Below are 20,520 nucleotides of genomic sequence, written 5' to 3' on the forward strand. Positions count from 1 at the left end.
CGCTCTCAGTCCTCACCGCGCGAGGCCGCCACGGTGGACGGCAGTTCCAGCAGGACCACCAGCAGGACCATGACGACGGCGGCCGCGACGGTGGCGCCCACCGTCGTCTCGCCGGGGACCAGGGCGCACGCGGCGAGCGCGGCGGTCAGGCCCAGGAAAGCGACGCTGAGGTTCCGGGGCAGCGACTTGCGCAGCGTGATGAACCACGTGGTGGCGAGGAAGAGCGCCACGGGGACGGTCAGGGTGGCCGCGGCCGCCGCGGTGCTCAGCGCGGACTCCCCTGAGACGACGTCGATGGCCACCTCGATGCCCGCGGAGAAGGACGCCGCCACGGCGAAGATCACGTAGTGCCCGTAGCCGAACATCAACCCGTCCCGCATGTTCCCGAAGTGCTCGTGATGCTCGCGGGAGAAGTAGACCCACCACATACCGGCGGCCAGGACCAGGGCACAGCCGGCCAGCGGGAGCAGCGCTTCCGAGCGGTTCTGGTGACCCGCGGCGTCGATGACCGCCGTGGTGGAGGCCAGGATCGACTCGCCGAGCACGATCAGGGTGAAACAGCCGTACCGTTCCGCGATGTGCTGCGGGTGCCACGGGGTGTTCCGGGACAGCTCGGCCAGCACGGGCACCATGACCTCGGCGGCCATCAGGATCAGGAAGACCGGGATCCCGCCCTGGCCCGGAAGCGCCAGGCGGGCCACCCAGAAGACCTGGACCAGCGTGATGCCGCCCGCGTACCGCAGGGCGGTGGACCGCAGCGCCGGGTCGGAGAACGCGGCCCGGAGCCACTGCAGCACCATGGAGATGCGCATGATGACGTAGCCGAGGGTCATCACCAGGAAGTCCTGGTGCTCCATGGCCTGGGCGATGCCCGCCGTCATCACCAGGGCCCCGCCCATCTGGAGGATGGTCAGGACGCGGTAGAGCCAGTCATCCGTGTCGAAGGAGGTGGCGAACCAGGTGAAGTTCATCCACGCCCACCAGATGCCGCAGAAGACCATGGCATAGACGCCCACCCCGGCCGCCGCCTCACCGGCGGCATAGAAGTGGTGCAGCTGCCCGGAGACCGTGGACACCGCCACCACGAAGACCAGGTCGAAGAACAGTTCCAGCGGGCTGGCGGCCCGGAACGCCTCCCGGGGATCGCGGGCGCGCATGGGCCGCAGGCCGAGCTGTTCCGCGGTCATCGCTTCTCCTCAGATTCAGTGGTCACGGGCGCGAGTATTCCACCTGGCGCCCCGCGGGAGAAGCCCGGCCGTAGGAGGGCATACGTAGGCCGTGGTCCCCGCCACGCACGGTGGGAACCACGGCCGGTGGCTTTTCAGGCGAAATTCCCCAGCTCCAGCACCAGCCCGCCGGGCGTGCGCACGAAGGCCGCCCGCTGGCCCCATTCGCGGTCGGCCGGCTCGCGCAGCGTCTCGGCACCCGCGGTGACGGCCTGCTGGAAGGCCGCGTCGACGTCGTCGGCCACGAAACTGAGCACACCGGTGATGCGGTCCGCCTCCGCGGCCGCCAGCGGCTGGCCGGGCAGGTGATTCCCGGCGGCCTCGAGGGTGCCGAAGGCCAGTTTGGTGTCGCCCGTGGCGACTTCCGCATAGCCTTCCCCGTACACCTGTGCTTTCAACCCGAAGGCGGCGGTGAAGAACTCGGCGACGTCCTTGGCGTTGGAGACGTAGAACATGCTCTTGGCGTAGCGCATTGGAAACTCCTTGAAACCGATACGGGCGTTTCCCGCATTCACCCTCTTGACGCCGGTGCCGCCGCGAATGTGACATGGCCACGGGGATTGTTCCGAAAAGTGCGGTCACATCGGCGTGCGCTGAAACGTCAGAAGGGCATGAACACCATGGAGAACGAGCTGGAGCTCGCCACGCGTTTTGAGCACGAGCGGCCCCGCCTGATCGGGATCGCCTCACGGATCCTCGGGGCATCCGGGCCCCTCGGCGCCGAGGACGCCGTCCAGGAGGCCTGGTTCCGGCTGGCCCGCACGGCGGAGCCGGAGATCGAGAGCCTGCCCGCCTGGCTGACCACCGTGGTCAGCCGGATCTGCCTGGACGCGCTGCGCTCCCAGGCACGGCGCGATTCGCTCGCCGAGCAGCTCGCCGACCGTCTGGACGAGGCCATTCCGGGTCCGGAGGAACAGGCCCAGCTGGACGATTCCCTCAGCGTCGCACTGCTGGTGGTTCTGGACACGCTGAGCCCGGCCGAGCGGGTGGCGTTCGTCCTGCACGACCTGTTCGGCGCCCCCTTCGAGGACGTCGCGGCCGCCACGGGCCGCACCTCCGCCGCGGCGCGGCAGCTGGCCAGCCGTGCCCGACGGCGCGTGCGCGGGCAGGCGCCCATGGTCACCACGGAGGCGGACGACGACGCCGGCGACGCCACCGCGCGGGCCCCGCGCGACGTCGTGCTCGCCTTCATGGAGGCCTCCAAGGGCGGCGACCTCGCCACCCTGGTGAAGCTCCTGGACCCCGAGGTGGTCATGACCTCGGACGACGCGGCCGCCGCGATGGGCTCCCCCGCCCTCAAGCTGGGCCGCGACGAGGTGTCCGGATTCTTCAACGGCAAGGCCAAGGCCGCGCGCTTCGCGATGCTGGGCGGCGAGCCGGGCCTGGTGTGGCAGTACCGCGGCGTGGTCCAGGTGGCGTTCACGTTCCAGCTGCGTGGCGGCGTCATCCACGCCGTCCGCCTGATCGGGGACCGGGAGGAATTGGACCGCCTGACGGCCTGACTGCGCGTTGACTGCTCAGTTGTGGTGGCTTCCAGGCGGTATATCCCGCCACAACTGAGCACTCAACGGAGAAGGTCAGCGCGTCGCGCGGGCGAGCAGCTCCAGGATGTGGCGGTACGGGCGGCCCGTGGCGCGGGTGAGGCCGATTTCGCAGGTCCGGTTGGAGGAGACGTATTCGGTGAACGGCCGGCCCCGTTCCCGTTCCGCCGCCTCGATCCCGGCGGCCTCCGGAACGGTGGCCGCGGCGGTCAGCTCGGGGTGCAGCAGGCCGCGGTCACCGGCGAAGGCGCAGCATCCGGCGTCGAGTGGGGTGAAGACGTCCCCCGAAACGTGCCGGGCGATCGCCTGCAGCTGCGCCGTGGTCCCGGCGACGGTCCCGGAACACGTCGGGTGCAGCGCCACGGACTCCACGGGCGTGCGCACCGGCAGCCGCGGCAGAAGCCCCGCCGCGAACTCCACCGCGTCCACCACGCGCAGCCCCTCCCCCTCCGCGGCGGAACGCAGCATGACGGTCAGCCCCTCCGCGCAGGAGGACGCGTCGACGACGACGGGCAGCCTGCCCCCGTCGGCGGCCTTCAGGAGCGCCGGGATGACCAGGGAGCGCATGTGCTCCCAGCCGGCCGTCATGCCCTTGGACTTCCAGGGGGTGCCGCAGCAGAGCGAGCCGAGCCCCTCCGGCGTCCTCAGCGGGACACCCGCCCGTTCGCAGAGCTCCAGGAACGCACCCGACGCGCCCCCGGTGTGGCCGCCCTCCTCCGGGCCGAACATCGTGCCGATGCAAGCGGAGAACAGCACCGCCTCCGCCCGGTTGTCGTCCCGCACGGGACGCCGCGCACCGCCGCCCGGCAGGCCGCCGTCGTACGCCGGGATGCCGTCGCCCAGCAGCTTCCGGGCCACCACCGTGGCACCTTCGACGGGCGCCGCGGGCAGGGCCTTCGCCACACTGAGAGCCGCGCCGCCCGCGCGGCTTGCGGCGCCCCAGGCGTGCGCGGCACCGTTCCAGGCTGCGGATTCGACGGCGCCCGCCTCCTGGGCGCGCAGGCGGCGGACCAGATCGCCCGTGTTGATGCCCACGGGGCAGGCCGTGCCGCACATCCCGTCCGCGGCGCAGGTGGAGACGCCGCTGTAGTCGTAGCCGTCCATGATGGCCCGGGCGAGGTCCTCGTCCCCGGCGGCGCGGGGTGAGGGTCAGGGTGCGGGAGGGGCAGACCGGCTCGCAGTAGCCGCACTCCACGCAGCGGTCCACTTCCTCCTCCACCGTGGGCGCCGTCTTGAGGTGGTCCAGGTAGGAGCGCGGGTCGTCGGAGAGGACGGCGCCCGGGTTCAGGATGCCGTGCGGGTCCGCGAGCCGCTTGATCTCCTGCATCACCTGGTACAGCTCGTCCCCGAATTGACGCCGCACGTACGGCGCCATGATGCGGCCCGTGCCGTGCTCGGCCTTGAGAGTGCCGCCCGCGCCGAGCACCAGATCCACCAGGTCCTCCGTGAACTCCTCGTAGCGGCCGGTGTCCGTGCCGCCGCCGAAGTCCTCGTTGAGCATGAAGTGCAGATTGCCGTCCTTGGCGTGGCCGAAGATCACGGGCTCCCGGTAATGGTGCCGGGCCAGGAGCGCGCCCAGGTCCTCCGTGGTCCGGGCCAGGCGATCCACGGGGACGGCCACATCTTCCAGGAGCTGGTTGGTGCCGGAGGGCCGGGCGCTGGCCACGGTGGAGTACAGGCCCTTGCGGACCTTCCACAGGGCGGCGCGTTCGCCCGCGTGCTGGGTCATGCGGACGGGACGGACCAGCCCCAGGCCTGCGAAGAGGCCTTCCGCGTCGCGTTCCCGCTGGTCCAGCTCCTCCGGGCCGTCCGCCGCGAACTCGACCAGGAGCGCGGCGGGGTTCTGGCGGGGCGAACTCAGGTCCAGCGACGTGATCTCCTCCGGGCAGCCCGGCAGGCGGGAGGAGACCCGCAGGGAGACGGTGTCCAGGAGCTCGGCGGTGTCCGTGCCGGCGGCCACGAGCCCCGGCACGGCGCCCGCGGCGTCCCGGACGCCCGGGAACACCAGCAGGCCCGTGGTGACGTGCGTCTTGACGGGGACGGTGCCCAACACGGCCTCGGCCACGAACGCCAGGGTTCCCTCGGAGCCGATGACCAGGTGGGTGAAGATGTCCAGCGGATCCTCGAAGTCCAGGAAGGCATTGATCCCGTACCCCATGGTGTTCTTCATGGAGAACTGGTGCCGGATGGTGGCCACGGAGTCCGCGGAGGCGTGGATCCGGCGGCGCAGGCGCAACAGGCCCTCGTGGAGGTCCGGCTCGCGGAGCGCGAATTCGGCCCTGGCCGTCGGCAGGGCAGAGTCGATCATGGTGCCGGACGCCAGGACGAAGCGCATCGAGCGCAGCGTCCGGTACGTGTTGGCCTCCGTGCCACAGTGCATGCCGGAGGAGTTGTTGGCCACCACGCCGCCGACGGTGCAGGCGATCTCGCTGGCCGGGTCCGGCCCGAGCGCCCTGCCGAAGCGGGCGAGACGTGCGTTGACCGCGCGCACCGTGGCTCCGGGCTGGACGCGGACCGCTGCGCCGTTCTCCAGCACCTCGATGGCGCCGAAGTTCCGGCGGGTGTCCGCCAGCACGCCGTCTGTGATGGCCTGACCGGAGAGGCTGGTGCCGCCGGAGCGGAAGGTGACGGGCGCGCCCCGGCGGGCACAGGCGGCCAGGAGGCCCGCGATCTGCGCGTCGCTGGAAGGCGTGACGACGACGTCGGGCACCAGCAGGTAGTGCGAGGCGTCATGGGCGCGGGCGTACCTGTCCAGTGGCCGGGTGCTGACGGCCTGCTCGCCCAGGAGGGTGGCCAACTCAGCGGCGAGGCCGGGCGGCGGCGCGGTGGCACTCCGGGGTGCTTTCCAGGGTCGGCTCATGGACGGCGTCCTTCCACTCGCGGGGCGGGGAAACGGCGCGGCACGCCGACCACCCTGTGGTCTGACCATAGTAAGGTCGGGCCTCCTTCCGCTCTTCCACCCCTCCGCCCCGTTGAGTGCTCAGTCGTGACGGGATGATCCGGCCGGAAGCCACCACTACTGAGCACTCAACGGCCGCCGGAGGGGCTACCGTCAGTGCTATGGAGAACACCTCGCCTTCGGGCACCACCCCGGACCATTCACCCCGCAGCGTCCGGCCCATCGAGGAGACGGTGCACACCGACTTCCGGCATTCGATGTCCTACGGCAGCTACCTGGACCTTCCGCGGCTGCTCAGCTCACAGCACCCCGTCAGTGTGCCGGAGCATCACGACGAGCTGCTGTTCATCATCCAGCACCAGACCAGCGAGCTCTGGCTCAAACTGGTCCTGCACGAGCTACTGGAGGCCCGGCGGCTCTTCGGCGAGGACAGCCTGGGCAAGGCCCTGAAGTGCATCGCCCGGGTCAAGGCCATCCAGCGCACCATGACGGAGCAGTGGAGCGTGCTGGGAACCCTGACGCCCCGCGAATACGCCCAGTTCCGTGGCTTCCTGGGGAACTCCTCCGGTTTCCAGTCGCACCAGTACCGTGCCGTGGAGTTCCTCCTGGGCAACAAGAACCGCGGGATGCTCAAGGTCTTCGAAAGCGATCCGGAGGCGCACGCCCTGCTCAGCGGGCTCCTGGCCGAGCCCACGCTCTACGACGCGTTCCTGGCCCTCGTGGCCCGCGCCGGCTACGCGATCCCGCTGGACATCCTGGACCGTGACGTCAGCGAGCCCTGGGTCTTCCGCAAGGACCTGGTGCCCGTGTTCCAGAAGATCTATGAGGCCGAGGACACCCCGTGGGGCCTGTACGAGGCGTGCGAGGACCTGGTGGACGTGGAGGACAACTTCCAGGCCTGGCGCTTCCGCCACCTGCGCACGGTCCAGCGGACCATCGGCTTCAAGGTGGGCACGGGCGGCTCCTCCGGCGTGGACTTCCTCAAGCGCGCCCTGGACCTGACGTTCTTCCCGGAGCTGTACGCGGTCCGGACCGAGATCGGTTCCTGAGACCGGAAGGCCGGGTAAACGGAAGGCCTCAGCCCAGGCGGTCCCGGAGCGCCTCCAGGTGCTCCGGGCCGATGCCGCAGCAGCCGCCGATCAGCCCGGCGCCCTGCTCCTGCCAGCGTTCCGCCCAGGCCAGGTACCCCACCGGGTCCAGGTCCTCGCGGAGCTCGTCCAGCCCGTCGTTCGCGGTGGCGTCCTCGGGCTGGGGCGGGAAGGCGTTGGCATAGACGCCCAGCTCCAGCTGCGCCCCGAGCCGTTCGACGGCGGTCCGGGCCTCGGTCAGGGCCGCGCCCATGACCTCGGGCCGGCTGCAGTTGAACAGCAGGGCGGCGGCACCGAGTTCGACGGCGGCCACGGCGGCGTCCGCCACGCTCTCACCGGAGCGGAGGACGGCGGGTCCGCCGGCGTCGTCGTCGCGGAGGGTGAAGGACAGCCAGAAGGGCTTGCCGTCCAGGGGAAGCCCGGCCCGGATGGTGCGGGCCTCCACGATCGAGCTTTGAGTCTCCGCGAGCCAGACGTCCACATGCTCGGCCAGCCCGGCGACCAGTGGCGCAAGCACCTCCTGTGCCCGGGCGGCGTCGAACAGATCCGGCCGGTAGGAGCCGAACAGCGGCGGCAGGGAGCCTGCCACGCGGACGCCGGCCACGCCGGCGTCGTGCGCTGCCGTGGCGGCGGCGCGCGCCAGACGGCCGGCCCGTGCGGCGAGCGTCCCGGCGTCGGCGGCGAAGCGCTCCTCGCCCAGGTGGAAAGGCACCAGCGCATAGCTGTTGGTGGTCACCACGCGCGCACCGGCGCGGATGAAGTCGCGGTGGACGGCCTGGACGTGCTCCGGGGCCTCGATGAGGGCCAGGGCGGACCACTCGGGCTGCCGGAACGGGGCGCCGCGGCGCGCCAGTTCGCGGCCCATGCCGCCGTCCAGGAGGGTGACGGTCATGCTCAGATGTCCGTGCGGTGGAAGTTCAGGTGGCTGCGGCTGGGGGTCGGACCGCGCTGGCCCTGGTACCGGTTGCCGTACTCCTGGGAGCCGTAGGGGTGCTCCGCGGCGGAGGTCAGGCGGAAGAAGCAGAGCTGGCCGATCTTCATGCCGGGCCAGAGCTTGATGGGCAGGGTGGCGACGTTGGAGAGTTCCAGAGTCACGTGGCCGGAGAAGCCGGGGTCGATGAAGCCGGCCGTGGAGTGGGTCAGCAGTCCGAGACGGCCCAGGGAGGACTTGCCCTCCAGGCGGGCGGCGATGTCGTCCGGCAACGTGACCGTCTCATAGGTGGAGCCGAGCACGAACTCGCCCGGGTGCAGGATGAACGGCTCGTCCCGGTCCACCTCCACCAGGCGGGTCAGCTCGGGCTGCTCCAGCGCCGGGTCGATGTGCGCGTACTTGTGGTTGTCGAACAGCCGGAAGAACTTGTCCAGCCGCACGTCCACGCTGGACGGCTGCACCATGGAGGCGTCGAAGGGGTCCAGGGAGATCCGCCCGGACGAGAGTTCGGTCCGGATGTCGCGGTCAGAGATCAGCACAGGGTCAAAAATACCGTACGGGGCCGCGGCGGACGAAAGGCGGGAGGGTCAGGCGACCTGCTGGGACGGGGTGTCCAGGACGGCCTTGAGGCGCTCCACCTGGAAGACCTCCTGCTCCAGGAGACGGTGGGAATCGCGCCAGTAGAAGCGGCGCAGACCGCGCGGGGTGAAGTCGAGGGCATAGCGGACGCGGGTCGAGTCGCCCTCGGTGCTCAGGTAGAAACCGCCACGAGCGCCCACCGGGCCGTACAGCACGGAGAACTCCAGCTCGGCGCCGCTGCGCGAGTTGGTGATGCGGTAGGTGCCGGGGATGATGCTGCTCTGGCCGGGGTAGTACGACTGCTGGTAGACCGCGCCGACCTTGCCGGGCGCCCCGCCTCGCAGGACCACGGAACGCAGCCCCTCGCGCCACAGCCGGTTGTTGGCGCCGTCGGCCAGGAAGTCGAACACCGTGAGGGCATCACAGTGGACCAGCACGTCGCGCGAAGCGTGAACCACGGCCGGTCCCCTTTCCTGTTGAGCCAGCTTTCCTGTTGAGCCATCGCGAACCGTGAAAACAGGTCGCGAGCACAAAAAGACTACGGTTCACTTTCAGCTTCAACCAGCTTTGGCGGGCAGGTGTGACCGAATGGTTATGAGGTGAAGGGCCGACGGCGGGGGCGCGGGTGCGGATTCGCACAGGCCGGGATGCTGCGCTAAGCTGGCTTCCGTCTCACCCCCTAATACGGGTGAAGCGACGCGGGCGTAGCTCAATGGTAGAGCGCTAGCTTCCCAAGCTTGATACGCGGGTTCGATTCCCGTCGCCCGCTCCGATGGAAGGCCTTCACTCACCGGGTGGGGGCCTTTTCGCATTCCCGGCCGCGCGCCGTCGTCGTGCGTTGAGTGCTCAGTTGTGGCGGCATTTTCGCCCTCGAACCCACCACAACTGAGCACTCAACGTGGAGAACAGACACGAAAAGGCCCCCTCCTCGCGGAGGGGGCCTTTTCAGCCTCAGGCAAGCAGACCCTCAGAGGGTCACGGTCTTACCAGGAAGACTTGGTGATGCCCGGCAGCTCGCCCTTGTGGGCCATGTCGCGGAAGCGGACACGGGAGATGCCGAACTTCTGGAAGGTGCCACGCGGGCGGCCGTCGATGGCGTCGCGGTTGCGGACGCGGATCGGGGAGGCGTTGCGGGGCAGCTTCTGCAGGCCCAGGCGGGCCTCTTCGCGGGCCTCATCGGTGGCGTTCGGGTCGACCAGGGTCTTCTTGAGCTCGAGGCGCTTGGCCGCGTAACGCTCAACGATCACCTTGCGCTGCTCGTTGCGAGCGATCTTGGACTTCTTAGCCATTTTTAGCGCTCCTCTCGGAATTCAACGTGCTGACGGACAACCGGGTCGTACTTCTTCAGGACCAGACGGTCCGGGTCGTTACGACGGTTCTTGCGGGTGACGTAGGTGTAACCCGTGCCGGCCGTGGACTTCAGCTTGATGATCGGACGTACGTCCTTGTCCTTCTTTGCCATTAGAGCTTCACCCCACGAGCCAGAATCTGAGCGACGACAGCATCGATGCCGCGCTGGTCGATGACCTTGATGCCCTTGGCGGACACCTGAAGGGTGACGTTACGGCGCAGGGACGGAACCCAGTAGCGCTTCTTCTGGATGTTCGGGTCGAACCGACGCTTGTTGCGGCGGTGCGAGTGCGAAATGCTGTGCCCGAAGCCCGGCTCGGCCCCAGTCACCTGGCAGTGTGCTGCCATGATCGACTCCTCGATGTTTTGCGAACACGGGACGGTGTTCCATCCCGGGCGCCGCCGCTGCGTCCGCACACACGTCCCCGTAAGGGACGTATCCGGCGAAAAGAGAAATGGCTGACTTGAGCCCCTAACTACCGGCGAGCTAGACCGTTAGGTCCGCTGCAAGCCGGAGCAATCAGGCACACTTCACACAACTGAGCGCCTATCAAGTCTACCGACGCCCGTCAATTAAGGCCAATCGGCGTGTTGGAACCGGTTCAAGCGCACGACGACGGCGGCCCGGGCCGCGCTTTTCACTCACCCAGCGTCGGATCAGCCCAGCGTCGCGGCGTCCACCAGCTGCGGGTAGCGCGGGCTGAGCCCGTCACCGGAGGAGGTGCCGGTCAGCCGGCGCTTGATCCAGGGGAGCGCTTCGGCGCGCGTCCACTCCGCGTTCGCCTTGAGCTGGTCCAGGCGCGGCACCGGAGGAAGGGCCGGGAGCTCCGGCGCCTGGAAGCGGCCCGCGGTGGCGGAGGGCACCTGGCGCCCCGTCAGCCGGTGGAACACGCGCTCCGCCATATTGCCGTGGCCCAGGGCGGACATGTGCATGCGGTCCTCACCCCAGAACCGCCAGTCGTGGTATTCGTCGAAGCGCCAGTAATCCACCACGCGCGCACCCAGGTCCTCGGCGATGCCCCGGACCAGTTCGTTGTACACCGCGGTGCGGCCGCGCATGGTCCCGAACACCTTGGAGGAGCGGGCGTCGAAGCCTGTGAAGAGCAGCACTTCGGCCCCGGAGTCCCGCAGCCGGGCTACGGCCCGCCGGTATTCGGCCAGGAGCGCGTCCACGTCGATGCGCGGGCGGAGGATGTCGTTCGCTCCGGCGTACAGGGTCACCAGGGTGGGCTTCAGCGCGAGCGCCGGCTCGATCTGCTCGGCCAGGATGCCTCGCATCTTCCGCCCCCGGATGGCCAGGTTCGCATAGCCGACCGCGCTGGAAGCCGCAGCGTCCCCGGCAGCGGCGGTGCCGCCGTCGTCGCTCATGGACTCCTGGGCGAGCAGCAGCGCCAGGCGGTCGGCCCAGCCGCGCACGCCGTTGGGCCGCGCGGGGTCGACGTCCCCCACGCCCTCCGTGAAGGAATCGCCCAGGGCGACGTAACGGGTGGTGAAGTCAGGCATGCCGCCCCTCTCCGTCCGGGGAGCGCAGATCGTGGTTCTCACGCAGGATCCAGTGCTCATCGTTCAGCCGCGCCACGATCCGCTCGCCGATGCGCGCCAGATCCTCCACGTCCTGCTCGTCCAGGGCGTCGAACACCAGCTCGCGCACCACGCCCACGTGCTCGGGGGCCAGGCGTTCCAGCGTGGCGAGCCCCTCATCCGTCAGGTGCGCGACGGTCACGCGGGCGTCCTGCGGATGCTGTTCGCGCTCCACCCAGCCCCTGCCCTGCAGCTTGGTCACCACATGGGACAGCCGGGAGAGGGACGCCGAGGTGCGTGCGGCGAGTTCGCTCATGGGAAGGTACCGGCCCGGCGATTCGGAGAGCATTGCCAGCACGTTGTAGTCGAAGAGGGAAAGCCGGCCCCGGCCGTTCAGATCCGTGTCCAGGGCGGCGGGGAGCAGCGTGCTCATGCTCACCAGGGCAAGCCAGGCACGCCGTTCGGCAGGATTCAGCCACCGCACGTCCGTCATACAGGAGAGTTTAGTCCGGCGCGCGGACAGTGTTCGGCCTACCCTGGAGGCATGATCGTGGTGTCTCTGAGCTACAAAGTCCCGCTTGACGTGGTGGAATTCCACAGCCCGGCCCACATGGAGTGGGTGAACGACGGCTACGCGAAGGGCCTGTTCGTGGCCTCCGGCCGGAAATCCCCGCGCACCGGCGGCATCCTCCTGTCCACCGCCACCCTGGAGGAGGTCCAGGCCGCCGTGGAGCGCGACCCCTTCAACGTCAACGGCGTGGCCGCCTTCGACATCGAAGAGTTCGTGCCCACCCGCGTCGCCGAGGGGTACGAGGCGCTGTTGCCCGTCACCGAGTAGGCGAAGCGTTCCTCCGCCGGCAGGCCCGTCTCCGGGTCCACCCGGCTGAGATGCGGCCAGCGGGCCTGGAGCGCATCGCCGCTGGAGACTCCCCGCACCTTGCGCAGCAGCCACGGCGAGAAATCACGGCGCAGCCACGCGGCGTCGTCCCTCAGGCGTGCGCCCAGGCGCGGGATGTCCCGCGGCACCGGGCCGGGTTCCGCCGCCGGCCCGGGCACACCCAGCACCTCCAGGACCTTCGCGGCCATGTATTCGTGGCCGGCCGGGGACATGTGCAGCCGGTCCGGGGCCCATAACGCGCGGTCCTGGAACCGTTCGAAACACCAGTAGTCCACCAGCGGGCAGTCCAGCTCCCGGGCGATCCTCCGGACCCGCGTGTTGTAGACGGCGTTGCGCAGCTTGAGCGGCTCCAGCAGCGGCGAGAGGGGCACGTTGTAGCCCGTGAACAGCAGCACCTGCGTGCCGGACTCCCGCAGACGCACGACGGCGCGTTCCAGCCTGTGCAGGAGGGCCGGCAGGTCCAGCCGGGCCATGAGAAGGTCGTTGCCACCGGCGTAGAAGCTCACCAGGGTGGGGTTCATGGCGAGCGCCGCATCCACTTGATCCGCGATGATGCGGTCCAGGCGGCGGCCGCGGACGGCCAGATTGGCGTAACGCGTGGCCGGATCGAGGCGGCTGAGCTCCTGCGCCGTGCGGTCCGCCCAGCCGCGGACGCCGTGCGGGCGTCCGGGTGCCGTGTCGCCGACGCCTTCCGTGAAGGAATCGCCCAGGGCCACGAATCGCACCGGAGAGGCGGAGTCCAGGATCATCCCGCGTCCCGCTCCCCCGGCTCCAGTCCCGGCGCTGCGGCGAGCCCGCGCTTCTCGGCCTCCAGCCGGCGTCGTACCAGCTTGCGCAGACCTCCCTTGCGCGGCACCTTCACCGGTTCCGGGAAGCGCGGCTGCAGCGTGTCGCCCAAGGTGACGCCGCGGAGCTTGCGGCGGAAGAGCGGCAGGACCCAGTCGTGGACCCAACGCCGCTGCGCGGCCTCCCACTCGCGGAGGCTGCGGCGGCTCAAAGGGTCCCAGTCCTTCTCCTTGATGCGGTGCGGGACGCCGAGCTGCTCCAGGACGCGGGCGGCGAGGTACTTGTGGCCGGCCTTGGACATGTGGAGGCGGTCCGTGTCCCACATGCGGGGGTCCGCGTAGGCGTCGAAGCACCAGTAGTCCACCAGGACGGCGCCGAACTCCTCGGCGATCTCGCGGACGCGCTGGTTGTAGTACGTGTTGCGCTTCTTGAGGGGTTCCAGGAGGGCGGAGACCTTGACGTCGTAGCCGGTGAAGAGAATGAGCCGGGCGCCGGTGCCCGCGAGTTCCTCCACCAGGTCCCGGTACTCCTCCAGGAGCCGGTCCATGTCCGTGCCGAGGTCCAGGATGTCGTTCCCGCCGGCGTAGAGGCTGATCAGGGTGGGTTTCATGGCGAGGGCGGGTTCCAGCTGCTCGTCCACGATGTGCCGCAGGCGCTTGCTGCGGATGGCCAGATTGGCGTACTCCCAGCCCGGTTCGGCCTTGGCCAGCTTCTCCGCGACGCGGTCCGCCCAGCCACGGACGCCGTTGGGCATGAAGGGGTGGCGGTCCCCCACGCCCTCGGTGAAGGAATCCCCCAGGGCGAGGTACCGGCGCACGGTCTTCCGCTCGGTCACAGTGGCAGGCTAGTCCGTTTGAAGAACGGGGACGGAACGCGGGTGGAACCGGAGGGTGAATTCGCGGAGGGCAAGAACTGCGCGCAGACACGGCGGCCCCCTCCGGTGAAACAGTGGGTTTCCGCTGAAACAGTGGGTTTAAGCCACTGTTTCAGCGGAAACCCACTGTCTCAGCAGGACACCCTTGACGGTTCGGGACCTCGGCTCGGCCGGCTGGCAGTCCCAGGAGCATCGTCGCTCTCCTAGATTGAAGACCAGCGGTCCGATACTTCGCGGGCCAGAAACCACCAAGAAAGGCAGCCCCATGGAGAAGAAGATCGCACTCGTCACCGGAGCGTCCTCCGGCATCGGCGAAGCCACGGCGCACAGCCTGCGGAAGGCCGGCTTCACCGTCTACGCGGCCGCCCGGCGCGTCGACCGGATGACAGCGCTGGCGGACGACGGCGTGAAGACTGTCTCGCTGGACGTCACCGACGATGGGTCCGCGCGCGCCGTCGTCGAGCAGATCATCGCGGTGGAAGGCCGCCTCGACGTCTTGGTCAACAACGCCGGCTACGGATCCTACGGCGCCCTGGAAGAAGTTCCGCTGAGCGAGGCGCAGGCGCAGCTGGACGTCAACGTCCTCGGCCTGGCCCGGATGACGCAATTGGTGCTGCCGCAGATGCGCGCCCAGCGCTCGGGCCGGATCATCAACATCAGCTCCATGGGCGGGCGTTTCGCCGCCCCGTTGGGTGCCTGGTACCACGCGAGCAAGTTCGCCGTGGAGGCGCTGAGCGATGCGCTGCGCATCGAAGTGGCGCCGTTCGGAATCGACGTGGTGGTCATCGAGCCGGGTTCCATCCGGACCGAATGGGGGGCGATCGCCGCGGGCAATCTGCAGGCCGTCTCCAGCGACGGCCCGTACAGCGCCCTGGCGGCCGCTGTGGGGACCACCCTGGCCAATACCTCCCGGCCCGGCGCCCGCATGACCTCCGGCCCCGGCGTCGTCGCCCGCGCCGTGGCGAAGGCGGCCACCACACGCCGCCCACGCACCCGGTACCTGATCGGCTTCGGGGCCAAGCCGGTGGCGGTGCTCCGCAGGCTGCTGCCGGACCGCGCGTTCGACGCCGTCATCACCCGGGCCTTCGGCGTGGGCGTGTGAGGGGAACCGCCGGGGCGGCGAGGGGCCGGTCCGTCTCAGTCGAGCACCTTGCCGTGCCGCCAGTAGCCCATGAACGCCACCTGCTTGCGGTCCAGGCCGACGTCGCGGACCAGGTACCGGCGGATCTCCTTGACCACGCCGGCCTCGCCCGCCACCCAGGCGTAGAACGGCAGCGCACCGGACGGGGCGCCCGGGACGCGAGTCGCCTTCACCTCGGCCGGGTCCAGGAGCTGGGGCGTGTCCCACAGGATCTGGGTGTCCACGTCCACCTCGGCGGGCTCGGCGCCTGCACCGGCCCGTGCCGCGTCCGGACCGCCGAACAAGCTGTGCCCGGGCAATGGCACCGCCCGTCGCACCGCCTCCTGCAGGACTTCGCCGTGCGGCCGCGCCCGGCCCCGGGACGCACCCCGCGCCAGCCACGTGATCTCCACGTCGGCGTCCGTCCGCACATCCTGGAAGTCCCCGGCCTCCGGCACCTCCAGGAACGCCTGCCCGCTCAGATATGCCGGCAAAGACTCGAGAATGGCGCAGATCGCCGGCACCGCGGTCTCGTCGCCCGCCAGCAGGATCCGCTGCGCCAGACCCGGCCGCCACTCGATCCCGCCGTACGTCTGGGCCGTGATGCAGTGCGCCGCGCGGTTGTTCGGCCCGATCACGGTCATCCGGTCCCCCACCTGCGCCTCCGCTGCCCAGGCGGCCGCGGGCCCGGCCGCGCCGTGCACGCTCGCACCGTACCCCCCGCCGTCACGCCCCGCGCCGTCGTCCCTCACCCCGTGCAGCACGAAGTCCACATCGATCTCCGGGTACGCCGCATCCAGCCGCGCCGCCCGCACCGAGTAGGTCCTCATGGACCCGCGCACGTCCTCCGGCAAGGCCAGCCATTGCCGGTACCAGCCGTCATCCACGGCGTCGATCACCACCGGCTCACCCCATCCCCCGTCCACGCGCGGCGGGATGATGAGCTTGATGCGCGTGTCCAGCAGCTCACCGTGCACGCCGAACTGCCGCAGGCTGTAGCCGCCGAAGGTGATGCGCCGGTAGTCGACACCCACCTCCCGCACCGCCGTCACCCGGACCGGGAATGCGATGGCCATGGGCTCGACGGCGGCAATGCCGGCCGCACTCTGGGTGCCGCTCATGCGGGAACCTCCTGAGGGTTGAGACTGTGATGCCGGCCGATCGGGACGATCAGCGGCGTGCCGGACACGGGGTCCACCAGGACCTGCGAGGACAGCCCGAACACCTCGGACACCAGCTCCGGCGTGAACACCTCACGGGACGGACCCTGCGCCACGATCCGCCCCGCCTTCATCGCCACCACATGATGGGCGTAGCGGGCGGCCAGGTTCAGGTCGTGCAGGACGATCGCCACCGTGGTCCCGCGCCGCTGGTTCAGCTCGGTCACCACGTCCAGCACCTCCACCTGGTGCGCCAGGTCCAGATACGTGGTGGGCTCGTCCAGCAGGAGCACGTCCGTCTCCTGGGCCAGCGCCATCGCGATCCACACCCGCTGCCGCTGCCCGCCGGACAGCTCACTGACCGGCCGCTCCGCCAGCTCCGCAGTCCCGGTGACGTCCAGCGCGCGCTGCACCGCGGCGTCGTCGTCCGCGTCCGCCCCGCGGAAGAAGCCCTGGTGCGGGTAGCGGCCGCGGCCCACCAGCTCGCGGACCGTGATGGCGTCCGGGGCGAGCGGGTGCTGCGGCAGCAGGCCGAGCTCCCGCGCCAGCTCCCGGGCCGGCCGGGCGTGGATGTCCTTGCCGTCCAGGCTGACCACGCCGTTCGCAGGCTTGAGCAGCCGGGACAGGCCGCGGAGCAGGGTCGACTTCCCGCACGCGTTGGCGCCCACGATCATGGTGATCCGCCCCTCCGGCAGGGTCAGGTGCAGGTTCTGGACGATCGCCCGGTCCTGGTACTGGAGCGTCAGGCCCCGGGCGTTCAGCTGCGGCATCATGCCACCTTTCGTCGGGTGCGGCCCGCCGGAGAGACCAGGAGCCAGAGCAGGAAGGGGGCGCCGAGCGCGCCGGTGACGATGCCCACCGGCAGCACCGAGCCGCCCAGGAGCAGCGGCGCGACGTTCGCGCCCACGAAGTCGGCAACGAGGACGACGACGGCGCCGCTCAGTGCCGCCGCCAGCAGGCCTGCGCGGGGGTCCAGCTGGCGGGCGAGCGGCAGGGCGAGGAACGCCACGAACGCGAGCGGTCCCGCCGCAGCGGTGCCGAAGGCCGCGAGCGCGACCGCCACCACGAGGAGGCCGAGCCGCACCCGGGAGACGTTCACGCCCAGGCCGGCCGCGGCGTCGTCGCCCAGTTCCAGCACCCGCAGCGGGCGGGCCAGGAGGGCCAGCGCCGGGACCAGGGCGAGCATCGCGACGAACAGAACCGTGATGCGGTCGCCGGAGGCGGGGTTGAGGGAACCGGAGACCCAGAGGAGGACGTCGGAGGCGGTGCGGATGTCCGTGCGGGACATGAGGAACTGGACCACGGCCTGGAGCGCCGCGCCCACCCCGATGCCGGCCAGGATGAGGCGGAGACCGGCACTTCCTTCACCCCGGGACAGCGAGTGGATCAGCAGCGCCACCAGCAGCGCGCCCACCAGGGCGGAGAGGGACGCTGTGATGCCCCTCGCGCCGAAAAGCACGATGGCTGCGACCGCACCGGCGCTCGCCCCGGAACTGACGCCGATGACGTCGGGACTGGCCAGGGGGTTGCGCAGAAGGGTCTGGAAGGTGCCGCCGGACAGCCCGAACGCCGCGCCGGCGAACGCCGCGAGGACGGCCCGCGGGATCTTGGTGTCCAGGACGATGAAGCTGGCCCCGGGGATGCCGCGTTCGCCGTTGAGGTGGCGGGAGACGATCGTGATCAGGTCCGGGACCGTCACCACGTAGGAGCCGAGCAGGACGGACGCGAACACCAGGAGCGGCACCAATGCCGCGAGTGTGAGGGTCAGGGGACGGATCCGCATCAGACGCCCACCCCCTTGCCGCGACGGAGCAGGGCCACGAAGACGGGCGCGCCCACCAGCGCGGTGAGGACTCCGGCCGGGATCTCGCCCGGCAGCAGGATCACGCGGCCCAGGACGTCCGCCACCAGGACCAGCGCGGGCGCGGCCAGGAGCGTGGAGACCAGGAGGCGGCGGTGGTCCGGTCCCGTGAAACGGCGCAGCGCATGCGGCACCACCAGGCCCACGAAGCCGACCGGCCCCGCGATCGCCGTGGACGCGCCGCACAGCAGCACCACCGCGACGCCGGCCGCCACCCGCGTGAGCCCGACGCGCTGGCCGAGGGCGCGCGCGGCGTCGTCGCCCATCGCCAGCCCGTCCAGCGGGCGGGCCAGGCCGAACGCCAGGAGGACCCCGGCGGCCAGGAAGGGCAGAGCCGGGAGGACGGTGTCCCATTCGCGCGCGGCCACGCTGCCCAGTTGCCAGAAGCGGAACCGGTCCAGGGTGTCCTGGTGGGTCACGAGCGCCGCGTTCATCAGGGAGTACAGCCCGGCGGAGAGCGCCGCACCGGACAGGGCCAGGGCCAGCGGCGTGGGGCCGGAGGCGCCTTGGGCCCGGCTCGCGACGCCGGCCAGCACGTACACCAGGACCATGCCGGCGGCCGCGCCCAGGAACGCCACCCACAGATACGCGCCCACGGACGCCAGGCCCAGGAACTGGATCCCGAACACGACGGCGCACGCCGCCCCGGCGTTCACACCCAGGATGCCGGGGTCGGCGAGGGGGTTGCGGGTCACACCCTGCATGAGCACACCGGACAGGCCGAGCGCGGCCCCGACGACGACGGCCAGCACCGTGCGGGGCATGCGGGACAGGACCACGGCCTCGTCCCCCGTGCCGCCGGCCGGGGCCCCAGGTGCCGCCGGGGCGCCGCTCAGCGCCCGGCCGAGGGTGTCCAGGACGTCGGGCAGCGGCACCGCGCGGGCGCCCACCGCCAGCGACGCGAACGCCGCCGCCAGCAGGACCGCACCCAGGATCAGCGGGAGCAGGATGGCCCGCCCGGCGGAGGCACCCCGCCGTCGTCGCACATTCCGGCCTCCCCCCGGCCCGCGAAGTAGCAGCTGACGCCCTGAAAAGCCCGTTTTAAGGGCGTCAGCTGCTACCTCGCGAGGGGCGTGGGGAACCCGCTGCTCCTGGGTGAGGGACATGGGTTACTTGCCGGCCTTCTGCGCCGCGGCGGCGAGCTGGTCCAGCACGTTGTCCAGGGCCCAGGGCAGGCTGAGCGGCGAGGACGCGGAGAGGGAGAGGGTGACGGTCTTGTCCGCGAAGGCGACGAGGGCGTCGTTCTTGATGGCCGGGATCTGGCCGAGCAGCGGATCCTTCTTGATGGCGTCCGTGGTCTTGTCATCCGGGACCCAGGTGACGAAGACGTCGCTGACCAGCTCGTTCGCCTTCTCCGCGGACCACGGGATGAAGAACTCCTTGCTGCCCTTGGCCTTGTCCGCCACCACGGGCGCCAGCGTCATGCCCGTGGCGGTGAGGAAGCGCGGGCGGTTGTCGCTGGCGGTGTAGACGTTGACGCCGTCGCCCTTGCCGGGCTCCAGGTTGCCGAAGATGAAGCTCTTGCCGGCGATGGCCGAGTGGGCGGCAGCCTTGTCCTTGATCTGGGACTCCACGCTCTTCACGAGCCCGGCGGCCTCGGTCTCCTTGCCCATCGCCTTGCCGATCAGGGCGGTGGCCTCCTGCCACGGGGTGCCCCAGGCGAGTTCCGGGTAGGCGATGACGGGGGCGATCTTGGAGAGCTTGTCGTAGTCCTCGCGGCTCAGGCCCGAGTAGGCGGCCAGGATGACGTCCGGGCTGGTCTTGGCCACCTCGGTGAAGTTGATGCCGTCCGCCTCGGAGTACTGGGCGGGGGCCTTGGCGGAGCCGAAGGAGGCGCCGAGCTTCTCCAGGGCGGCGTCCTTCCACGGGCTGGAACCCTTGTCATTGCCGCCCCATTCGATCTTCGGCAGACCCACGGGGACCACGCCCAGGGCGATCGCGATGTCGTCGTTCACCCACGCCACGGTGGCGACCCGCTGCGGCTGCTTCTGAATGACCGTCTCGCCGAAGGCGTGCTTGACGGTCACGGGGAAAGTGCCGCCGCTCACGGCCGGAGTCCCGGCGGCGTCACCGTTCGCGGTCCCCGTGCTGCAGGCGGCGAGCACGACGGCGGACAGCGCCGCCGCTCCGAGGCCGGCCCCCGTGCGGAGCAGGGTGCGGCGGCTGGGCTGGGTGAAGTCGGTGGACATGGGTCTCCTCATGGCGCGGCGTGACGTACTTAGGCAAGGCTAAGCTACTTTCTGGTGAAATACGTTAAGGTTTTATCACCTAATGCCAGGAGTGGTGCAAGTCGGGCCGGGCGACTCCGCGGTTCGAGCTCCCGCGCAATCTCTTGCTGAGACAGCGGGTTTCCGCTGAAACAGTGGGCTTAAACCACTGTTTCAGCGGAAACCCGCTGTTTCGGCGGGGGTGGGCCGCGGGGGCCACGGTCTCAGCGGACGGGTCACGGAGGCGAGGGCTCCGGGCCGAGCGCGCGACACCCGCGCTACACTGGGAAAGTCGGAAATGACACTTTCACGCCCCGGAGACCGGGCCTTTGAGGAGGCGAGCATGCGTACCAGCACCGTGCCGTGCGCCGCGGATCGCGGGGTGGCCGTTCTGGCCTGCTGCGCACCCGGGTCCTCCCTCACCCTTCACTGAACCGCCGTCACGGTTCCCTCCCGGGCATTCGTGCGCCTACAGCAGC

Annotated in this window: 21 protein-coding genes, 1 tRNA gene and 1 pseudogene; 5 read left to right on the forward strand and 18 right to left on the reverse strand. The window is 70.4% G+C overall.

Annotated features, from left to right (window positions below):
• Positions 1 to 5: 5 nt before the first annotated feature.
• Both Q9R02_RS06295 and Q9R02_RS06300 read right to left on the reverse strand, forming a co-directional pair.
• A complete protein-coding gene (locus Q9R02_RS06295; protein ID WP_305995816.1) occupies positions 6 to 1,187 on the reverse strand; it encodes a low temperature requirement protein A in 1,182 nt (393 codons plus the stop codon).
• Between the two features lie 134 nt (positions 1,188 to 1,321).
• On the reverse strand, positions 1,322 to 1,699 hold the full coding sequence (locus Q9R02_RS06300; protein ID WP_305995818.1) for a VOC family protein: 378 nt from the start codon (positions 1,697 to 1,699) through the stop codon (positions 1,322 to 1,324).
• A 138-nt stretch (positions 1,700 to 1,837) separates the two neighbouring features.
• Here Q9R02_RS06300 and Q9R02_RS06305 point away from each other — a divergent pair, with 138 nt between their 5' ends.
• On the forward strand, positions 1,838 to 2,728 hold the full coding sequence (locus tag Q9R02_RS06305) for a sigma-70 family RNA polymerase sigma factor (protein ID WP_305995819.1): 891 nt from the start codon (positions 1,838 to 1,840) through the stop codon (positions 2,726 to 2,728).
• 274 nt (positions 2,729 to 3,002) lie between these two features.
• On the opposite strand, the gene Q9R02_RS06310 is transcribed toward Q9R02_RS06305, so the two are convergent.
• Positions 3,003 to 5,627, reverse strand: a complete 2,625-nt coding sequence (locus Q9R02_RS06310; RefSeq protein ID WP_342006894.1) for an FAD-linked oxidase C-terminal domain-containing protein — start codon at positions 5,625 to 5,627, stop codon at positions 3,003 to 3,005.
• Positions 5,628 to 5,827: 200 nt separating this feature from the next.
• Between Q9R02_RS06310 and kynA the strand changes: the two genes are divergently transcribed.
• Positions 5,828 to 6,715 (forward strand): tryptophan 2,3-dioxygenase, encoded by an 888-nt coding sequence (kynA, locus tag Q9R02_RS06315; RefSeq protein WP_305995820.1) that lies wholly within the window; start codon positions 5,828 to 5,830, stop codon positions 6,713 to 6,715.
• A gap of 28 nt (positions 6,716 to 6,743) precedes the next feature.
• On the opposite strand, the gene Q9R02_RS06320 is transcribed toward kynA, so the two are convergent.
• The 3 genes from Q9R02_RS06320 to Q9R02_RS06330 are packed head-to-tail and all read right to left on the reverse strand — an operon-like array spanning position 6,744 to position 8,722.
• On the reverse strand, positions 6,744 to 7,646 hold the full coding sequence (locus Q9R02_RS06320) for a homocysteine S-methyltransferase family protein (protein WP_305995821.1): 903 nt from the start codon (positions 7,644 to 7,646) through the stop codon (positions 6,744 to 6,746).
• 2 nt (positions 7,647 to 7,648) lie between these two features.
• On the reverse strand, positions 7,649 to 8,224 hold the full coding sequence (gene dcd / locus Q9R02_RS06325) for a dCTP deaminase (RefSeq protein WP_305995822.1): 576 nt from the start codon (positions 8,222 to 8,224) through the stop codon (positions 7,649 to 7,651).
• A gap of 48 nt (positions 8,225 to 8,272) precedes the next feature.
• Positions 8,273 to 8,722: an SRPBCC family protein gene (locus Q9R02_RS06330; RefSeq protein ID WP_305995823.1), complete on the reverse strand. Its 450-nt coding sequence runs from the start codon at positions 8,720 to 8,722 to the stop codon at positions 8,273 to 8,275.
• Between the two features lie 240 nt (positions 8,723 to 8,962).
• On the opposite strand from Q9R02_RS06330, the gene Q9R02_RS06335 reads away from it, so the two are divergent.
• Positions 8,963 to 9,033 (forward strand) — tRNA-Gly (locus Q9R02_RS06335).
• A 214-nt stretch (positions 9,034 to 9,247) separates the two neighbouring features.
• Here Q9R02_RS06335 and rpsN read toward each other — a convergent pair.
• The 5 genes from rpsN to Q9R02_RS06360 all read right to left on the reverse strand — a co-directional run bounded on the left by rpsN (position 9,248) and on the right by Q9R02_RS06360 (position 11,628).
• Positions 9,248 to 9,553, reverse strand: coding sequence for a 30S ribosomal protein S14 (gene rpsN, locus Q9R02_RS06340; protein WP_305995824.1), 306 nt, complete (start codon positions 9,551 to 9,553; stop codon positions 9,248 to 9,250).
• A 2-nt stretch (positions 9,554 to 9,555) separates the two neighbouring features.
• Positions 9,556 to 9,726, reverse strand: coding sequence for a 50S ribosomal protein L33 (rpmG, locus tag Q9R02_RS06345; RefSeq protein WP_066213893.1), 171 nt, complete (start codon positions 9,724 to 9,726; stop codon positions 9,556 to 9,558).
• Entirely contained in the window at positions 9,726 to 9,962 is a 237-nt protein-coding gene (rpmB, locus tag Q9R02_RS06350) for a 50S ribosomal protein L28 (RefSeq protein ID WP_305995825.1), read from the reverse strand. Before rpmB ends, rpmG begins: the two co-directional genes overlap by 1 nt.
• Before the next feature lie 309 nt (positions 9,963 to 10,271).
• On the reverse strand, positions 10,272 to 11,117 hold the full coding sequence (locus Q9R02_RS06355; protein ID WP_305995826.1) for an SGNH/GDSL hydrolase family protein: 846 nt from the start codon (positions 11,115 to 11,117) through the stop codon (positions 10,272 to 10,274).
• The gene (locus Q9R02_RS06360) at positions 11,110 to 11,628 is read right to left on the reverse strand and encodes a MarR family winged helix-turn-helix transcriptional regulator (protein WP_305995827.1); all 519 of its coding nucleotides are present in this window, start codon (positions 11,626 to 11,628) and stop codon (positions 11,110 to 11,112) included. Before Q9R02_RS06360 ends, Q9R02_RS06355 begins: the two co-directional genes overlap by 8 nt.
• 51 nt (positions 11,629 to 11,679) lie before the next feature.
• Here Q9R02_RS06360 and Q9R02_RS06365 point away from each other — a divergent pair, with 51 nt between their 5' ends.
• On the forward strand, positions 11,680 to 11,973 hold the full coding sequence (locus Q9R02_RS06365) for a YciI family protein (RefSeq protein ID WP_305995828.1): 294 nt from the start codon (positions 11,680 to 11,682) through the stop codon (positions 11,971 to 11,973).
• 248 nt (positions 11,974 to 12,221) lie between these two features.
• Here the strand turns inward: Q9R02_RS06365 and Q9R02_RS06370 are convergent.
• Positions 12,222 to 12,782 (reverse strand): annotated as a pseudogene (locus Q9R02_RS06370) (SGNH/GDSL hydrolase family protein); the annotation flags it as partial.
• A complete protein-coding gene (locus tag Q9R02_RS06375; RefSeq protein WP_305995829.1) occupies positions 12,779 to 13,654 on the reverse strand; it encodes an SGNH/GDSL hydrolase family protein in 876 nt (291 codons plus the stop codon). The gene Q9R02_RS06375 and the pseudogene Q9R02_RS06370, both read right to left, overlap by 4 nt.
• A gap of 304 nt (positions 13,655 to 13,958) precedes the next feature.
• Between Q9R02_RS06375 and Q9R02_RS06380 the strand changes: the two genes are divergently transcribed.
• Positions 13,959 to 14,795: an oxidoreductase gene (locus Q9R02_RS06380; protein WP_305995830.1), complete on the forward strand. Its 837-nt coding sequence runs from the start codon at positions 13,959 to 13,961 to the stop codon at positions 14,793 to 14,795.
• Between the two features lie 35 nt (positions 14,796 to 14,830).
• On the opposite strand, the gene Q9R02_RS06385 is transcribed toward Q9R02_RS06380, so the two are convergent.
• The 5 genes from Q9R02_RS06385 to Q9R02_RS06405 all read right to left on the reverse strand — a co-directional run bounded on the left by Q9R02_RS06385 (position 14,831) and on the right by Q9R02_RS06405 (position 20,023).
• Positions 14,831 to 15,934: a siderophore-interacting protein gene (locus tag Q9R02_RS06385; protein ID WP_305995831.1), complete on the reverse strand. Its 1,104-nt coding sequence runs from the start codon at positions 15,932 to 15,934 to the stop codon at positions 14,831 to 14,833.
• Complete coding sequence (locus Q9R02_RS06390) at positions 15,931 to 16,743, reverse strand: ABC transporter ATP-binding protein (RefSeq protein ID WP_305996083.1); 813 nt, start codon at positions 16,741 to 16,743, stop codon at positions 15,931 to 15,933. The genes Q9R02_RS06385 and Q9R02_RS06390 overlap by 4 nt, the downstream gene beginning before the upstream one ends.
• A complete protein-coding gene (locus Q9R02_RS06395) occupies positions 16,743 to 17,756 on the reverse strand; it encodes a FecCD family ABC transporter permease (RefSeq protein WP_305995832.1) in 1,014 nt (337 codons plus the stop codon). Before Q9R02_RS06395 ends, Q9R02_RS06390 begins: the two co-directional genes overlap by 1 nt.
• Positions 17,756 to 18,820: a FecCD family ABC transporter permease gene (locus Q9R02_RS06400; RefSeq protein WP_305995833.1), complete on the reverse strand. Its 1,065-nt coding sequence runs from the start codon at positions 18,818 to 18,820 to the stop codon at positions 17,756 to 17,758. The genes Q9R02_RS06395 and Q9R02_RS06400 overlap by 1 nt, the downstream gene beginning before the upstream one ends.
• Before the next feature lie 123 nt (positions 18,821 to 18,943).
• Positions 18,944 to 20,023: an ABC transporter substrate-binding protein gene (locus tag Q9R02_RS06405; protein WP_425279233.1), complete on the reverse strand. Its 1,080-nt coding sequence runs from the start codon at positions 20,021 to 20,023 to the stop codon at positions 18,944 to 18,946.
• Positions 20,024 to 20,520: the final 497 nt, after the last annotated feature.

It is taken from the genome of Arthrobacter horti, assembly GCF_030731045.1.
Lineage (GTDB): Bacteria > Actinomycetota > Actinomycetes > Actinomycetales > Micrococcaceae > Arthrobacter_E > Arthrobacter_E nanjingensis.

Bases quoted from the DNA above. Each gene is read 5' to 3' on its own strand.
- Q9R02_RS06295 (WP_305995816.1), bottom strand. From the start codon at position 1,187: ATGACCGCGGAACAGCTCGGCCTGCGGCCCATGCGCGCCCGCGATCCC.
- Q9R02_RS06300 (WP_305995818.1), bottom strand. From the start codon at position 1,699: ATGCGCTACGCCAAGAGCATGTTCTACGTCTCCAACGCCAAGGACGTC.
- Q9R02_RS06305 (WP_305995819.1), top strand. From the start codon at position 1,838: ATGAACACCATGGAGAACGAGCTGGAGCTCGCCACGCGTTTTGAGCAC.
- Q9R02_RS06310 (WP_342006894.1), bottom strand. From the start codon at position 5,627: ATGAGCCGACCCTGGAAAGCACCCCGGAGTGCCACCGCGCCGCCGCCC.
- kynA (WP_305995820.1), top strand. From the start codon at position 5,828: ATGGAGAACACCTCGCCTTCGGGCACCACCCCGGACCATTCACCCCGC.
- Q9R02_RS06320 (WP_305995821.1), bottom strand. From the start codon at position 7,646: ATGACCGTCACCCTCCTGGACGGCGGCATGGGCCGCGAACTGGCGCGC.
- rpsN (WP_305995824.1), bottom strand. From the start codon at position 9,553: ATGGCTAAGAAGTCCAAGATCGCTCGCAACGAGCAGCGCAAGGTGATC.
- rpmG (WP_066213893.1), bottom strand. From the start codon at position 9,726: ATGGCAAAGAAGGACAAGGACGTACGTCCGATCATCAAGCTGAAGTCC.
- rpmB (WP_305995825.1), bottom strand. From the start codon at position 9,962: ATGGCAGCACACTGCCAGGTGACTGGGGCCGAGCCGGGCTTCGGGCAC.
- Q9R02_RS06355 (WP_305995826.1), bottom strand. From the start codon at position 11,117: ATGCCTGACTTCACCACCCGTTACGTCGCCCTGGGCGATTCCTTCACG.
- Q9R02_RS06360 (WP_305995827.1), bottom strand. From the start codon at position 11,628: ATGACGGACGTGCGGTGGCTGAATCCTGCCGAACGGCGTGCCTGGCTT.
- Q9R02_RS06365 (WP_305995828.1), top strand. From the start codon at position 11,680: ATGATCGTGGTGTCTCTGAGCTACAAAGTCCCGCTTGACGTGGTGGAA.
- Q9R02_RS06380 (WP_305995830.1), top strand. From the start codon at position 13,959: ATGGAGAAGAAGATCGCACTCGTCACCGGAGCGTCCTCCGGCATCGGC.
- Q9R02_RS06385 (WP_305995831.1), bottom strand. From the start codon at position 15,934: ATGAGCGGCACCCAGAGTGCGGCCGGCATTGCCGCCGTCGAGCCCATG.
- Q9R02_RS06390 (WP_305996083.1), bottom strand. From the start codon at position 16,743: ATGCCGCAGCTGAACGCCCGGGGCCTGACGCTCCAGTACCAGGACCGG.
- Q9R02_RS06395 (WP_305995832.1), bottom strand. From the start codon at position 17,756: ATGCGGATCCGTCCCCTGACCCTCACACTCGCGGCATTGGTGCCGCTC.
- Q9R02_RS06405 (WP_425279233.1), bottom strand. From the start codon at position 20,023: ATGTCCACCGACTTCACCCAGCCCAGCCGCCGCACCCTGCTCCGCACG.